The sequence below is a fragment of the Streptomyces sp. NPDC058653 genome, from assembly GCF_042716895.1.
Taxonomy (GTDB): Bacteria; Actinomycetota; Actinomycetes; order Streptomycetales; family Streptomycetaceae; genus Streptomyces.
Window position 1 is genome coordinate 107,229 of record NZ_JBHXRM010000010.1, and the last position, 15,046, is coordinate 122,274.

A 15,046-nucleotide genomic window follows, 5' to 3' on the forward strand; every position below is an offset into this window, starting at 1 on the left:
GCCCCGCGGGGGCGAATTGACGGCGCGTCAGTTTCGCGCCACTCGTCGCGAACCCTTTCCCGCCAGAGCCTGTTCGAACCACACCGTTTTTCCGTGTGCGGAGCTGTTGCTCCCCCAGCCCCGGGCCAGTCTGCTCACCACCCGCAGACCCCGGCCGGACTCGTCGTCCGGCGTCGCGCCGAGCAGGCTCGCCGGGGCCGGTTCGTCGTCGGTGACCTCGCAGAGCAGGGCGTCGTTACGGACCAGCCGCAGCCCGACATGGCGGATACGGGCGTGCCGTACGGCGTTGGTGACCAGCTCGCTGACCATCAGCTCCGCGCTCTCCACGGCCTGGGGCAGATCCCAGTCGTACAGCTTGCCGCGCACCAGCCGGCGGGCCCGGGCGACCTCGCGCGGGTCGAGGGCGAGCTGCCACTCGGCGACGTCGCGGTCCGGGATGCCGTTGAGTCTGGCCATCAGCAGGGCCACGTCGTCCTTGCGTCCGCCGTGGGTGTTGAGCGCGCGGATGATGGTGTCGCAGGCCTGGTCCATGGAGGCGGCGGGATGCGCGGCGGACTCGCAGAGCGCGGCGAGGCCCGCGCCGATGTCCTGGCCCCGCACCTCGACCAGGCCGTCGGTGCAGAGCACCAGCCGGTCGCCGGGGCGGACCCGTACCGTCGTGGTCTCGAACGGCACTCCCCCGACGCCGATGGGGGCGCCGGTGGGCAGATCGAGCAGTTCGCTGCGGCCGTCGGCCGCGCGGACCACGACGGGCGGGATGTGCCCGGCGTTGGCGATCTGGAGCTGGGAGCGGATCGGGTCGTACACCGCGTACAGGCAGGTCGCCAGGTAGTTTTCGCCCAGACGCTGCGCCAAGTCGTCGAGATTGCGGAGCAGTTGGGCGGGCGGCATCTCCATGGTCGCCATCGTCTGCACGGCCGTGCGCAACTGGCCCATCATCGCCGCCGAGTTGAGGCCGTGGCCCATCACGTCGCCCACGACGAGCGCGGTACGTGAGCCGGGCAGTTTGACGGAGTCGAACCAGTCGCCGCCGATTCTGCCGAGACGGGTCCCGGGCAGATAGCGGGTGGCGATGTCGCAGCCCGCCATCCGTCCCTCGACCTGCGGCAGCATGCTGTCCTGGAGGGTGTCGGCGACATTCTCCTGATACGTGTACATCCTGGCGTTGTCCAGGACCAGACCGGCCCTGGCGGCCAGCTCGGCGCCGGTGGTGCGGTCCATGTCGTCGAAGGGAAGCCGCCCCTGACGCCGCATCAGCACCATGAAGCCCAGCACCACGTCGCGCGCCTTGAGCGGGACGAGCAGCATGGAGCGGTTGTTGATGAGCGGGCGCAGGTCGCGCTTCTCGAACTGTGCGGAGATCCGGTCGCCGTCCTCCTCGCTGAGCCGGGGGATGAGCACGGGCTCGCCGGTGACCATGCACTGGAAGAACGGGGTGTGTTCGGGGAAGGCGATGGCCTCCCCGATCGGCACCGTGTCGTCCCAGCGGCCCGGTTCGTCGTTGTGCTCGACCCAGACCCGGTGCCAGATGGTGGTCACGTCGGGCCGGCCCGTGGGGAAACCCTCCCCTGCCAGGACCGCGGCGCGCAGATGGGTGCCGGCGAAGTCGGCGAAGCGGGGGACGGCGGCGCTGGTGACCTCGCGGATGGTGCGCGCGAGGTCGAGGGAGGAGCCGATCAGTCCGCTGACCTCGTTCAGGAACTCCAGGCGTTCGCGGACGGCCGCGTATTCGAGGTCCAGCTCGGGTCCGGGCGCGGGATCTCCGGGTCCGGGCACGGGGATTCCGGGTGCGGGCACGGGGATTCCGGCAGCGCCGGCGCCGGGGCGGTCGGGGCCGGTCCCCAGGTGCCCGAGGCCGGTGCCCGGCCCGTCCGGTTTCGCCGTACCGTACGCCTGGCCGGTGCGCGCGGGCGCCCGGCGCGGCACACCCCAGTCGGGTGTCACCGGGACCCGGTCGTGGTGGCTGAACTCCAGGACGGGATAACCGAGTTCGAGGACCTGGGCGACGATGCGCTCCGAGTCCGCGACGCTCATGTTCGGCAGGATGTGCGGGAGTTGCCCGGCCAGCGACTCGGGGTCCGGGAACTCGGTGTGCAGGGAGAAGCTGGGCGCGATGCGCTCGCTGTCGGTGCCCGCGTCCACCCGGAGCTGGTCGACGTCCGCGGCGAGTACGAGATGGCGGCCGGGTCCCGGGCCCGCCAGGGGATAGGCCCACCACAGCACGTCGAGCCGGGGGCGGCCCGCGTCGGAGAGCTTCGCCCGGCCGGCGGTCGGATAGGAGCTGCGTCCGTGCAGCTCCGGTCCCAGCTCGTCGTACGCGTCGTACGCCTCGTACCCGCCGTTGACCAGCCCCGTCCGGTCCTCGGTGAGCGCCCCGGCGACCGGCATGAGATCGCCCGCGGGCTGGCCCACCGCGTCTTCCTTGGAATGGCCGAAAAGCCGCCGTGCGCCGCTCGACCAGTGCGACACGAGGCCGTCGGCGTCCACGACGACCACGGCGAGCGGAATCCGGCCGGCCACGCCGTGCAGGCGCCGTGACCGGAGCGGCGGAGTGCCACTGTCCATGGGTGGAAGGCTCCTTCCCCGCCGCCGGGATCTGCGGCTGTGCACCCACGGTACGGCTCCGAACACGCAGTGCGCGGGGCAATGACCTAATAGGTCGTGCGCCCGCGCACTGGGGAAAGTTGACTGAAATTCAGTCAGTGGTCGGGGTCAGTCCTCGTGGCCGAGCTGCAGGTCGCGCTCGGTGCGTCCGCCGCCCGCCATGCGCAGGACCGTGGCCACGGGCGGATACCCGGCGGCGATGACCGTGTACTCGCCGGAGGAGAGATCGACGAAGCGGAACGTCCCGTCCGCGCCCGTCGTGAGAGTGTCGACGACATTGCCTGCCGCGTCGAGGAGCGTCACACGCGCGTCCTCGACCGGACGCCCGCCGCCGGCCCGTACGGTCCCGCGCAGCACCGCCCCGCCGGCCAGTTCGATGTCCTGTCTGGTCTCGCGCGAGGCCTGGACGCTGACGAGGAGCGCGGCGGGGCGGAAAGCGGGCGCGCTGGCCGCGAGGGTGTACTCCCCCGCCACCAGCTCCGAGATGACGTAACCGCCCTCGCGCCCGCTGCGGGTGGAGGCGACGACATCGCCGCGTACGTCGGTGAGCGTGACGGCGGCGTCGCGTACGGGTGTGCCGTCGGCGGTCAGTACGACGCCGGCGAGCCGCCCCGCTCCGCCGAGGACCACGTCCAGCTCGACGGGGCGTTCGCCGACGGTCACCGTGACGGCCTGCGGCTGGTGCCCGCCGGCGGCGGCGATCATCACGTACGAACCGGCGCCGGGCACGCTCAGCGCGTACCGCCCGTCCTCGCCGCTGGCCCCGCGCCCGATCTGGCTGCCCTGGACGTCGATCAGGGTGAGGGCGGCGCGCGGGACCGTGGTGCCGTCGTGGTGCTGGACGGTCCCGCACACCGCGACGCCCGGCGTGTACGTGTGCGAGGGGGCGGCGCCGTTCGGGGAGGAGGCGGCCGACGGGGCGGTGCGGGCGGACGGAACGGCGGTGGACTCGGCGGCTGAGGTGTTGTAGGACACCAGCGGTTTCTCCTTGAGGAAGCAGGCGATGAGCAGGCCGAGCAGGAGCACCGGCACGAGGTAGAGGAAAATCCGCGGCATCGCGTCCGCGTACGCCTGGATGTAGCTGTCCCGCAGCGCGGGCGGCATCGCGTGCACCATCTGCGGCGTGATGGATTCCGCGCTCGGCAGCCCGGCCCCGGAGGGGACGCGGTCGACGAGCGCGTCGGTGAGCCGGTCGGCGAAGAGCGTGCCGAAGATGGCGGCGCCGACGCTGCCGCCGATCTGGCGGAAGTAGTTGTTGGCGCTGGTGGCGGTGCCGAGGTCGGTCGGCTGGACGGAGTTCTGTACGGCGAGGATGAGGACCGGCATGACCAGGCCGATACCGATGCCGAGGACTGCTTGCCAGAGGCTGTATTCGAGGCGGGAGGTGTCGGTCTCCAGACGGGACAGCAGCCACATGCCGACGGCGGAGATCGCGGCGCCGAGGACGGGGTAGACCCGGTAGCGGCCGGTCTTGCTGATGAGGTGTCCGGAGACGACGGAGGCGCCGACGATGCCGCCCATCATCGGGAGCATCAGCAGGCCGGACTCGGTGGCCGAGGCCCCGTCGACCATCTGGAGGAAGGTCGGCAGATAGCTGGCGGCGCCGAAGAGCGCGACGCCGACGACCGCGCCGACGAGACCGGTGATGTTGAAGATCGAGTCGCGGAACAGCCGCAGCGGGATGATCGGTTCGGGCGCGAACCGCTCGACGACCAGGAACAGGACGGCCGTCACGACGGAGCCGGCGGCGAGCCCGACGATGACGCGTGAGCCCCACGCGTACTCCGTACCGCCCCAACTGGTCAGCAGCACCAGGCAGGTCGACGCGGCGGCGAGCAGCACGGCACCCATGATGTCGAGCCGGGCCTTGGCGCGGGGCCTCGGGAGCTTCAGTACGACGGTGACGACGGCGAGCGTGACGAGGCCGAACGGGACGTTGAAGTAGAAGCACCAGCGCCAGGAGACATGGTCGGTGAAGAAACCGCCGAGGAGCGGTCCGGCGACGGAGGCGAGGCCGAAGGCGCCGCCGATCAGGCCCATGTACCGGCCCCGTTCGCGGGGCGGCACGATGTCGGCGATGATCGCCTGGACGCCGATCATGAGTCCGCCGGCGCCGACGCCCTGAAGGGCGCGGAAGGCGATGAGTTCGTTCATCGTGCGGGACCAGCCGGCCAGGGCCGATCCGACGACGAAGACGACGATGGCGAACTGGAAGACGCCCTTGCGGCCGAAGAGGTCGCCGAGCTTGCCGTAGATCGGCAGACCGATCGTGGAGGTCAGCAGATACGCGGTGATCGCCCAGGGCATCCGGTCGAGCCCCTGGAGTTCGCCGACGATCTTCGGCAGGGCGGTGGCGACGATCATCTGCTCCAGCGCCGCGAGAAGCAGCGCGAGCATCAGCCCGAAGAAGACCAGTCGCACCCGGCGCGGGGAGAGTTCGTCGCCCGGGGCGGCGGCGCCGGTGGCGGGTGGGGACGGGTTGATCGTGGCCGGAGTGGGCACGGTGGCCTGCTCGTCGTCCTTCACCAGCGTGATCCCACCCACGAATTGCTCCCCTTCGTCGCGTCTGCGCGGCGTAATTCTTCACATTGCACGCAGAGCGGGAGCAAGTCGGGCGGTTCGCCGAAGGGCGGGCGGCGCATGGCGGCACCTGGTTGTGCGGGGCCCTCGGGGGCGCTCATCAGCGGCTTTCCCACGACGCGTGGTGCGCGGGCGCACGTCACGCGTCGCGGGGAAAACCACTCGAATCGGTGACCCGGTCCTCGGTGCCTCTTGACGTCAGGACCGCCGAGGGCTTAGGGGACTTGACGGTCCGGACGCGCCTCGGCGGAGCGACGGTGGGCAAGAGGCCCCGGGGGGCGCCGGGTCAGGACGTCTCGGACGCCTTCTCCGTCTCGGCCGCGAGCTTGGCGAGCAGCTCGTCGTAGATACGGGCGAGCCCCTTGGGCGCGAACGTCCTCTCGAAGAAGCCGCCGATGCCGCCCGCGCCGTCCCAGACGGTGGTGACGACGGCCTTCGAACGGCCCTCACCGGCCGGGGTGACGACCCAGGTGGTGACCATCGAGGAGTTGCGGTCCTTCTCCACGAGCTGGCCGTCCGTGGGCTCGGTCACTTCGAGAAGGCAGTCGCGGACGCGCTTCTTGGTCGCCCGGAGCTTCCAGTGAACAAGGGTCCCCTCGCCGTCGCCGCCCTCGCGGACCTCGTACTCACTGAAGTGCGCGGGCAGCACCTTGGGACGGATCTCCTGGTAGTCCGCCAGCGCGTCGAACACCGTCTCCGGGTCCGCCGCGATGATCCGCTCCGTCGTGGCCTCGACCTGCGCCATGGCTTCCTCCAGCATTCGTTTCTCCGGACGGCCAGCCAACCATCTCCGCGAGGCGCGCCCAAATCCGGGGTTGCATCGATCATGGGAACACGTGTTCTATTCTGTGGTCAGTACAACTGAGGAGGCGCACATGCGCTGGGACAATCTGGCCGAGAACCACACGTCGGCCCGCGACGCGGCGCTCTTCGGTACGGACGCGGTGACCACGAGGACCTTCGACACCCCGGAATTCCGCGGCATCACCTTCCACGAGATCCGGGCCCGTTCGATCGTGAACCGGGTACCGGGCGCGTCCCGGATGCCCTTCGAGTGGACGGTCAATCCGTACCGGGGATGCTCACACGCGTGCGTGTACTGCTTCGCCCGCAAGACCCACAGCTATCTGGACCTCGACACCGGCATCGGCTTCGACTCGCAGATCGTCGTCAAGATCAACGCGCCGGAGCTGCTCCGCCGCCATCTCGCGTCGCGCCGCTGGCAGGGCGCGCACATCGCGATGGGCACGAACGTCGACTGTTACCAGCGGGCCGAGGGCCGCTACCGGCTGATGCCGGGGATCATCTCGGCGCTGCGCGACCGCGCGAACCCGTTCTCCATCCTGACGAAGGGCACGCTGATTTTGCGCGACCTCGAACTGCTGCGGGAGGCCGCGGAGGTCACGGACGTCGGCGTCTCCGTCTCCGTCGGCTTCACCGACGAGCGGCTGTGGCGCACGGTCGAGCCGGGAACGCCCTCGCCGCAGCGCCGCCTCGACGCGGTCCGGACGCTCACCGACAACGGCATAGGGTGCGGGGTCCTGATGGCCCCCGTCATCCCCTTCCTCGGCGACGGAGCGAACCAGCTCCGGGCGACGGTGCGGGCGATAGCCGCGTCCGGGGCGACCTCGGTGACGCCGCTGGTGCTGCATCTGCGGCCGGGCGCGCGCGAGTGGTTCATGCAGTGGCTGCGGGAGCACCACGCGTATCTGGTGCCGCGCTACGAGCGGCTGTACGCGGAGGGGGCGTACGCGCCGAAGTGGTACCAGCGCCGGATCACGCGCCAGGTCCACGAGCTGGCCGACGAGTTCGGCATCGGTCCCGCGGGCCGGGCGGCCCGGCGGCGGATCCTGGTCCCGGAGACACCGGAGCCGGCGCCGGAACCGGGACCGACGCAGCTGACGCTGCTGTAATTCCGGCGCGGGCGGGGACGCCGGTGGGATAATCCGAGCATGACAGTGATCGAGGTCGTACAGGGCGACATCACGCGCCAGGGCACGGAAGCCATCGTCAACGCGGCGAACGAGTCGCTGCGCGGCGGAGGCGGTGTGGACGGCGCGATCCACCGCGCGGCGGGCCCACGCCTCGCGGAGGCGGGCGCGGCGATCGCCCCGTGCGCCCGGGGCGACGCGAAGGCGACCCCCGGCTTCGACCTCCCGCCCCCGATCCGCCATGTGATCCACACGGTGGGCCCGGTCTGGAAGGGCGGCACCCACGACGAGGAGTCGGTCCTGACGTCCTGCTACCGCCGCAGCCTGGAGGTGGCGGACGAACTCGGCGCGACCAGCATGGCGTTCCCGGCGATCTCCACGGGCATCTTCGGCTTCCCCCCGCACCTCGCGGCGAGGATCGCGGTGGCGACACTCCGCGCCACCCCGACGTCGGTGGAACGGATCAGCCTGATGGCATTCGACGAAGAGACGCACCGCGTGCTGACGGAGGCACTGGCGGAGGGTTAGGGCGCGACGAGCGGGCTCCGCCGACGCGCGTGGGCGAACGAACAGGCCAACAGCCTCCGCCGGACCGACGCCCACGGATGACGCGTCGCCCCGGGACCGACTCCCGCATCGCAAGCGCCAGCAGGTAACGCGCCCGCCGCGCGCCGACATGCGATACCCAGGCCGGACGGACCCGCAACTGCTGCGCGTCGGCGAGCACACGGCGCGACAGATCCCCTCCGGTAGACGTAGGACAGGAGCCGACTCCCGCCGCGCGGCGACATGCGATACCCAAGCCGGACGACCCCACCGCCACCGCACACCGTCGGCACACACGGACCGACCGATCCCCTCCGGTAGACGTACGGCAGGAGGCGACTCCCGCCCCGCAAGCGCCAGCGGCGCCCGCTGCGCGGCGACGCGCAACCCCACCGCCACCGCACCCCGTCGGCGAGCGCGCGGGCCGACAGGTCCCGTCCGGTAGACGTAGGGCAGGAGGCGACTCCCGCACCGCTCCGGACCAACTCCCAAGCGCCGGCAGGTAACGCGCCCGCTGCGCGGCAACGCGCAATACCCCAAGCCGGACGACCCCACCGCCACTCCACCCCGTCGGCACACACGGACCGACCGATCCCCTCCGGTAGACGTACAACAGGAGGCGGCGCCGCTGCGCGTCGGTGAGCGCACCAGCCGACGCCCCAAGGCGCGGGGCACCGCAGCCCCCCGGGCCCGCGCGCCCGACGGCAGGACCCCGCCCATCCGCACCGGGCCGCGCTTCGCCCCGGACAAGGTCCCGCCGCCTGCCGCCCCGCGGAAACCCCTCGTCCCGTCTCCCGCCCGTCCGCGAGGATGGGGCGCATGACTCGACTTACTCATGTGCATTCCCCCGCCGGCGTCGCCCCCGGTCGTGGTTACAGTCACGTCGTCTGGGGCACCGGGCGGTTCGTTGCCGTGTCCGGGCAGTGTGCTTTTGGGGGTGACGGTGAGGTCGTCGGGGTGGGGGACGCCGGGGCGCAGGCTCGGCAGGTTTTCGAGAATCTGCGGCTCTGTCTCGCCGAGGCCGGGGCCACCTTCGGGGACGTCGTCAAGTTGACGTACTTCGTGACCGACGTCGCGCACCTGCCCGCCGTACGCGCCGCGCGCGACGAGGTCATCGACACCGAGCGGCCACCCGCCAGCTCCGCCGTCCAGGTGGCCGCCCTCTTCCGGCCCGAACTGCTCGTCGAGATCGAGGCGTTCGCGATCGTCGGCGAGGGCGAGGACGAGGGCGAGAAAGACCGCGAGGACGGCTGAGCCATGGACGTCGGCATACGCGCGATGACCGCCGACGACTGCGAGGCCGTCGCCGCCGTGCGCGTCGGCGGCTGGCGGTGGGCGTACGCGGGGCTGATGCCGGCGGCGTACCTCGACGCGATGAGCGTCGAGGAGGACGCCGCCCAGCGTCGCGCCCGGCTCGCGGACGGAGACGGCCGGGTCGTGAACCTCGTCGCGGAGCGTGACGGCGCCGTCGTCGGGTGGGTCTGCTTCGGGCCGTGCCGGGACGAGGACGTGCCCGCCGGCGCACTGGAGCTGTACGCGCTCTACGTACGGCCGGAGCACGTCTCCACCGGCGTCGGCCGCGCGCTGCTGGAGACCTGTCTGGACCACGCCGCGGCGGACGGCCGCTCCCCTCTTCTGCTCTGGGTCCTGAAGGAGAACCGCCGGGCCCGGCGGTTCTACGAAAAGGCTGGATTCACACCCGACGGCGCCGAGGAGCCCTTCGAGGTCGGCGGCGCGTCCGTGCCGGAGGTGCGTTACGCGCGCCCGCTCATCCCAGCCGGCTGAGCGCCTCCGACGCGGGCCCGGACAGCCGGGGGTGCGCGCGGGCGGCCCGGAGCAGCGGCAGCGCGCGCCGGTCGCCCAGCTGCCCCAGGCCCTCGACGCAGGCGAGCGCCACCCGCCAGTGGGTCTCGCCGGGCGCGAGCAGCCGCTCCAGGGTGGTGATCAGGGCCGGTACGGACTCCGGTGCCCTTAGCTCGGTGAGCAGCCGCACCGGCTGGAGGGCGTACGCGGTGCGCAGCACGTTCGTGGCGAGCGCGGCGGCCGCGCGCGGCGTACGGGGGTCCCCGAGCCGCGCCAGCGCGTGGGACGCCGACACACAGCGCTCGGGATCGCGGTGGTTGAGAAGCAGCACCAGGGTCTCGAACGCCCGCCGGTCACCCGCGCAGCCGAGCCGGAAGGCCGCGATCTCCCGTGCCCACAGGGGGTGTTGGGGCGCGACGAGCACCTCCGCCAGTTCCTCGCGGTCCTCGGTGGCGATCAGCCGCCGGTACGTGGCGGAGCCGCCGGACTCCTCCCGTACCCGCTCGGCGAGTGAGCGCAAGTCCTCGTCGATGATGCCCTGTTCGGCACGGTCGGTGACCGACGCCCGGGGTGGGGCCACCCCGACCGCCTTCGCCGCCCCCGCCGTGTCCGCAGGTCCTGCCTGCCGTTCCAGCTCGCTCATGCCGGGCAGCGTATCCGCGCTCCGTGTCCGAAAGGCAGCTCTCCGTGACCGCCGGAGCGGCGAACGGCCGGTTTCCGCCGGTGACGCACCGCACATCTCCGCAGGGCTGGCGCGCTCGTTACCCGCCGGTTAATCTCAAGTGAGCGGGAAACCCCCGCGGCTCCCGGTGGCCTGGTGACGCAGCCACCGTGAGTGTCCGTCGGTTCGGCATTACGCGGTTCGGCATCACCGCGGCTGTTCTCACAGCGGCCGTGCGGCGCGACCCCGGGACAGGGTCCGCCGGCTCTCGCCTCTGCACGCCATCGACCGCCGCCGGTAGATCCGGGCGGCACGTGACACGCACCCGTCCTCTTTCTTTCTTCAGTCGTCACTCACCCCTGGAGTCCCCTGATGGACATCCCTCTCTCCACCATCGCCGTCGTCGGCCTCGGCACGATGGGGACCGGTATCGCCGAGGTCCTCGCCCGCGCCGGCCGCGAGGTCATCGGCATCGACATCGACGAGAGCGCCACCTCCCACGCGGTCGGCGTGTTCGAGGCGTCCACCGCGCGCGCCGTGGAGCGCGGGCGGATCACCGAGGAGGAGCGGCGCGCCATGCTCGCCCGCTTCCGTACCTTCACGGACCTCGGAGCCGCCGCGGACGCCGGTCTCGTCATCGAGGTCGTCCCCGAGTCGTACGAGATCAAGCAGCAGGTCCTGCGCGCCCTGGACGGCATCGTCTCCCCCACCGCCGTCCTGGCCACCGGCACGAACGCCCTGTCGGTGACCCGCCTCGCCGCCGACTCCGCGCATCCCGAGCGCGTGCTCGGCCTGCACTTCTTCAATCCGGCCCCCGCGATGAGGCTGGTGGAGGTCGTGTCGTCGGTGCTGACCGCCCCGGCGGCCGTCACCGCCGTCACCGCGCTGGCGCGCGAGCTGGGCAAGGAGCCCGTCGCCGTGGGCGACCGGCCCGGCTTCGTCGCGGACGGGCTGCTCTTCGGCTATCTGAACCAGGCCGCCGCGATGTACGAGGCCAAGTACGCGTCCCGCGAGGACATCGACGCCGCGATGCGGCTCGGCTGCGGGCTGCCGATGGGCCCGCTGGCGCTGCTCGACCTGATCGGCGTCGACACCGCCCGTACGGTCCTGGAGGCGATGTACGCCGCCTCGCGCGACCGGCTGCACGCCCCGGCGCCGGTCCTCAGGCAGCTCAGCGAGGCCGGGCTCACCGGCCGCAAGGCGGGGCGCGGCTTCTACACGTACGAGGCGCCGGGCAGCGGCACGGTGGTGCGCGACGCGCTGACCCCGCTGGACGGCGCGCGCGGCAAGGGCGGCGAACGGCCGGTGCGCTCGGTCGGCGTGGCGGGCTCGGGCACGATGGCGAGCGGTATCGCCGAGGTCTTCGCCAAGGCGGGTTACGTCGTGGTGCTCGCCGCCCGCAGCCAGGAGAAGGCGGACGCCGCGAAGGCGCGCGTGGCCAAGTCCCTGGGCCGCTCCGTCGACAAGGGGCGGCTGACCGGGGAGGCGCGCGACGACACGCTGGCGCGGATCACAGCGGCCGGTTCGCTGGACGCGCTGGACGACGTCGATCTCGCCGTCGAGGCCGTGACCGAGGACCTGGAGGTCAAGCGGCAGCTGTTCGGTGCGCTGGACAAGGTCTGCAAGCCGGGCGCGGTGCTCGCCACCACGACGTCGTCGCTGCCGGTCGTCGCCTGCGCCCGCGCCACCACGCGTCCGCAGGATGTCATCGGTATGCACTTCTTCAACCCGGCCCCGGCCATGAAGCTGGTCGAGGTGGTCCGTACGGTCCTCACGTCGGACGAGGTCCACGCGACGGCCCGCGAGGTGTGCGCGACGATCCGCAGGCATCCGGTGGACTGCGGCGACCGGGCGGGCTTCATCGTGAACGCGCTGCTGTTCCCGTATCTGAACAACGCGGTGAAGATGGTCCAGGAGCACTACGCGACGCTGGACGACATCGACGCGGCGATGAAGCTGGGCGGCGGCTATCCGATGGGGCCGTTCGAACTGCTGGACGTGGTCGGACTGGACGTCTCGCTGGCCATCGAACGGGTCCTGCACCGCGAGTTCCGCGATCCCGGACTGGCCCCGGCACCACTGCTGGAGCACCTGGTGGCGGCGGGCTGTCTGGGCCGTAAGACGGGCCGCGGTTTCCGCGAGTACGCCGCCCGCCGGTAGGGCCGGCGGGGAGCTCCGGCGGGGGCCCGGTGACGGCCCCCGAAGGCGCGCCGTCCTGCGCGGATGCAGTACGTTCGGGTCATGGCCCAGCCCGCTGACTCCGCCCGACGGCCCGCCCGTACGAACACGACGTCCGACGCGCCGGAGAGCGCGGCCGGCAGCCGCGCGGCAGCCCAGCGGCTGAAGATGCGCCGGGAACTGTCGGCGGCGGCGATGGAGTTGTTCTCGACCAAGGGGTACGAGGCGACGACCGTCGACGAGATCGCCGCGGCGGCCGGGGTCGCGCGCCGGACGTTCTTCCGGCACTTCCGTTCCAAGGAAGAGGCGATCTTCCCCGACCACGACGACACCCTCGTGCGCGCGGAGGCGGTCCTGAACGCGGCACCCGCGCACGAGCATCCACTCGACACGGTGTGCCGGGGCATCAAGGAAGTCATGCGGATGTACGCGGCGTCGCCGACGCTCTCCGTGGCGCGCTACCAGCTCACCCGCGAGGTGCCCGCCCTGCGCGAGGCGGAGATCGCCTCGGTGGCCCGCTACGAGCGGCTCTTCACCCGTTATCTGCTGGGCCATTTCGACGAGCACGACCACCCGGAGGGCAACGACGACCCGCTGCTGGCGGAGGTGGCCGCGTCCGCCGTCGTCACCGCGCACAACCATGTGCTGCGCCGCTGGCTGCGGGCCGACGGCCAGGGCGATGTGGAGGCGCAGCTCGACCACGCCTTCGCGATCGTCCGGGACACGTTCAGCTCGGGGATCGCCGCGGGCCGGGCCATGGGCGGGGGCCGGCAGCCGGCGGCCTCGGTGAGCACGAGCGGCGAGGTGCTGGTGGCGGTGGCCCGTACGGACGCCCCGCTGGACGAGGTCATGCGGACGATCAAGCAGGCGCTCAAGGACGCGTGACGGCCTGCCGGGGCAAACGCCCGCCGTGGTCCGCCCTTGTACGACCCGGCACGACCCCGCACGCCCCTCGGCGCCGCCCTCACCGCCACCTCTCACCGACACGTCCGCTGTGACACGCCTCAACTGAGCCGCTCCGCCGCCAAACAGCCACCTAAGGTGACATTTCACCTCACAGAGTGGACTGCCGGTGCTCATGCGTGCCCCACGGATGACAACTGAGAGAGATTCTTGGCACGCAGTGCCTTGTCGTATGACACGGCGTGCCATACGTTATGGGTGTCCGGGCGGCCGGCGCACCGAGTTCCCTCGTACGCCGACTGTCCCCGCGAGCCACCCGGCCCGCGCGCCCGGACGCCTGCGTCACAGGCATTCCGCACGCCCACCCGGCGTCGCCGCGCACCACCCCCCGCCGAACCGACGGCACACCTCCATCGCCCCACGCGCACAGCGCGGCCCCTCGTCCCATCCCTCAGGGACCTGTTCAGCGTTCCCGCAACACGCTCCGCCGGAGGCCACACCGTGAAGGACATCCTGGACGCCATCATGTCGCCGGACAGCACGTCCGCCGACTTCGCCGCACTGCCCCTGCCCGAGACCTACCGCGCGGTGACCGTGCACAAGGACGAGAGCGAGATGTTCGCCGGTCTCGACTCCCGCGAGAAGGACCCGCGCAAGTCCCTGCACGTCGACGACGTGCCCGTGCCCGAACTCGGCCCCGGCGAGGCCCTGGTGGCCGTCATGGCCAGCTCGGTCAACTACAACTCCGTCTGGACCTCGATCTTCGAGCCGATGTCGACCTTCGGCTTCCTGGAGCGCTACGGCAAGCTCAGCGAGCTGTCCAGGCGCCACGACCTGCCGTACCACGTCATCGGGTCCGATCTGGCGGGGGTCGTCCTGCGCACCGGACCCGGGGTCAACACCTGGCATCCCGGTGACGAGGTCGTCGCGCACTGCCTCTCCGTGGAGCTGGAGAGCTCGGACGGGCACAACGACACGATGCTCGACCCCGAGCAGCGCATCTGGGGCTTCGAGACCAACTTCGGCGGCCTGGCCGAGATCGCGCTCGTCAAGTCCAACCAGCTGATGCCCAAGGCCGCGCATCTGAGCTGGGAGGAGGCCGCGGCCCCCGGCCTGGTCAACTCCACCGCGTACCGCCAGCTGGTGTCGCGCAACGGCGCCGGGATGAAGCAGGGCGACAACGTGCTGATCTGGGGGGCGAGCGGCGGACTCGGCTCGTACGCCACCCAGTTCGCGCTCGCGGGCGGCGCCAACCCGGTCTGTGTGGTCTCCAGCGGCCGCAAGGCCGAAATCTGCCGGCGCATGGGGGCGGAGGCGATCATCGACCGCACGGCCGAGGAGTACCGGTTCTGGCAGGACGAGCACCATCAGAACCCGCGCGAGTGGAAGCGGTTCGGCAAGCGCATCCGTGAGCTGACGGGCGGTGAGGACGTCGACATCGTCTTCGAGCACCCGGGCCGGGAGACCTTCGGCGCCAGCGTGTACGTCACCCGCAAGGGCGGCACGATCGTCACCTGCGCCTCGACGTCCGGCTACACCCACGAGTACGACAACCGCTATCTCTGGATGTCGCTGAAGCGGATCGTGGGCTCGCACTTCGCCAACTACCGCGAGGCGTGGGAGGCCAACCGGCTCGTCGGCAAGGGGAAGATCCACCCGACGCTGTCGAAGGTGTACCCGCTGGAGGAGACCGGCCAGGCCGCGTACGACGTCCACAGCAACCGCCACCAGGGCAAGGTCGGCGTGCTCGCGCTGGCGCCCCGCGAGGGCCTCGGGGTCGGCGACCCGGAGACCCGCGCCCGGCACGTCGACGCCATCAACCGCTTCCGGGACGTGTGAC

At 71.6% G+C, this 15,046-nt stretch carries 11 protein-coding genes; 7 read left to right on the forward strand and 4 right to left on the reverse strand.

What is annotated here, in order from left to right; translation table 11 throughout:
• Nucleotides 1–27: 27 nt before the first annotated feature.
• From ACFWU9_RS11670 to ACFWU9_RS11680, 3 genes are all read right to left on the reverse strand, one after another.
• Complete coding sequence (locus ACFWU9_RS11670; protein WP_384316758.1) at nucleotides 28–2,565, reverse strand: SpoIIE family protein phosphatase; 2,538 nt, start codon at nucleotides 2,563–2,565, stop codon at nucleotides 28–30.
• Nucleotides 2,566–2,712: 147 nt separating this feature from the next.
• Nucleotides 2,713–5,148 (reverse strand): MFS transporter, encoded by a 2,436-nt coding sequence (locus ACFWU9_RS11675; RefSeq protein ID WP_384316760.1) that lies wholly within the window; start codon nucleotides 5,146–5,148, stop codon nucleotides 2,713–2,715.
• A 322-nt stretch (nucleotides 5,149–5,470) separates the two neighbouring features.
• Nucleotides 5,471–5,929: an SRPBCC family protein gene (locus ACFWU9_RS11680; RefSeq protein WP_384316906.1), complete on the reverse strand. Its 459-nt coding sequence runs from the start codon at nucleotides 5,927–5,929 to the stop codon at nucleotides 5,471–5,473.
• A 130-nt stretch (nucleotides 5,930–6,059) separates the two neighbouring features.
• Between ACFWU9_RS11680 and ACFWU9_RS11685 the strand changes: the two genes are divergently transcribed.
• The 4 genes from ACFWU9_RS11685 to ACFWU9_RS11700 all read left to right on the forward strand — a co-directional run bounded on the left by ACFWU9_RS11685 (nucleotide 6,060) and on the right by ACFWU9_RS11700 (nucleotide 9,446).
• On the forward strand, nucleotides 6,060–7,097 hold the full coding sequence (locus ACFWU9_RS11685) for an Rv2578c family radical SAM protein (protein ID WP_384316762.1): 1,038 nt from the start codon (nucleotides 6,060–6,062) through the stop codon (nucleotides 7,095–7,097).
• Nucleotides 7,098–7,136: 39 nt separating this feature from the next.
• Nucleotides 7,137–7,643, forward strand: coding sequence for an O-acetyl-ADP-ribose deacetylase (locus ACFWU9_RS11690; protein WP_384316764.1), 507 nt, complete (start codon nucleotides 7,137–7,139; stop codon nucleotides 7,641–7,643).
• A gap of 828 nt (nucleotides 7,644–8,471) precedes the next feature.
• Nucleotides 8,472–8,915, forward strand: a complete 444-nt coding sequence (locus ACFWU9_RS11695) for a RidA family protein (protein WP_384316766.1) — start codon at nucleotides 8,472–8,474, stop codon at nucleotides 8,913–8,915.
• A 3-nt stretch (nucleotides 8,916–8,918) separates the two neighbouring features.
• Nucleotides 8,919–9,446, forward strand: a complete 528-nt coding sequence (locus tag ACFWU9_RS11700; RefSeq protein WP_384316768.1) for a GNAT family N-acetyltransferase — start codon at nucleotides 8,919–8,921, stop codon at nucleotides 9,444–9,446.
• On the opposite strand, the gene ACFWU9_RS11705 is transcribed toward ACFWU9_RS11700, so the two are convergent.
• Complete coding sequence (locus tag ACFWU9_RS11705) at nucleotides 9,430–9,999, reverse strand: adenylosuccinate lyase (protein ID WP_384316908.1); 570 nt, start codon at nucleotides 9,997–9,999, stop codon at nucleotides 9,430–9,432. The two genes, ACFWU9_RS11700 and ACFWU9_RS11705, sit on opposite strands and share 17 nt — an antisense overlap.
• Before the next feature lie 498 nt (nucleotides 10,000–10,497).
• Here ACFWU9_RS11705 and ACFWU9_RS11710 point away from each other — a divergent pair, with 498 nt between their 5' ends.
• The 3 genes from ACFWU9_RS11710 to ccrA all read left to right on the forward strand — a co-directional run bounded on the left by ACFWU9_RS11710 (nucleotide 10,498) and on the right by ccrA (nucleotide 15,045).
• Nucleotides 10,498–12,285 (forward strand): 3-hydroxyacyl-CoA dehydrogenase family protein, encoded by a 1,788-nt coding sequence (locus tag ACFWU9_RS11710; protein ID WP_384316770.1) that lies wholly within the window; start codon nucleotides 10,498–10,500, stop codon nucleotides 12,283–12,285.
• A gap of 63 nt (nucleotides 12,286–12,348) precedes the next feature.
• Nucleotides 12,349–13,188 (forward strand): TetR family transcriptional regulator, encoded by an 840-nt coding sequence (locus ACFWU9_RS11715; protein ID WP_384316772.1) that lies wholly within the window; start codon nucleotides 12,349–12,351, stop codon nucleotides 13,186–13,188.
• A 519-nt stretch (nucleotides 13,189–13,707) separates the two neighbouring features.
• Nucleotides 13,708–15,045, forward strand: a complete 1,338-nt coding sequence (ccrA, locus tag ACFWU9_RS11720) for a crotonyl-CoA carboxylase/reductase (RefSeq protein ID WP_384316774.1) — start codon at nucleotides 13,708–13,710, stop codon at nucleotides 15,043–15,045.
• Nucleotide 15,046 lies beyond the last annotated feature (1 nt).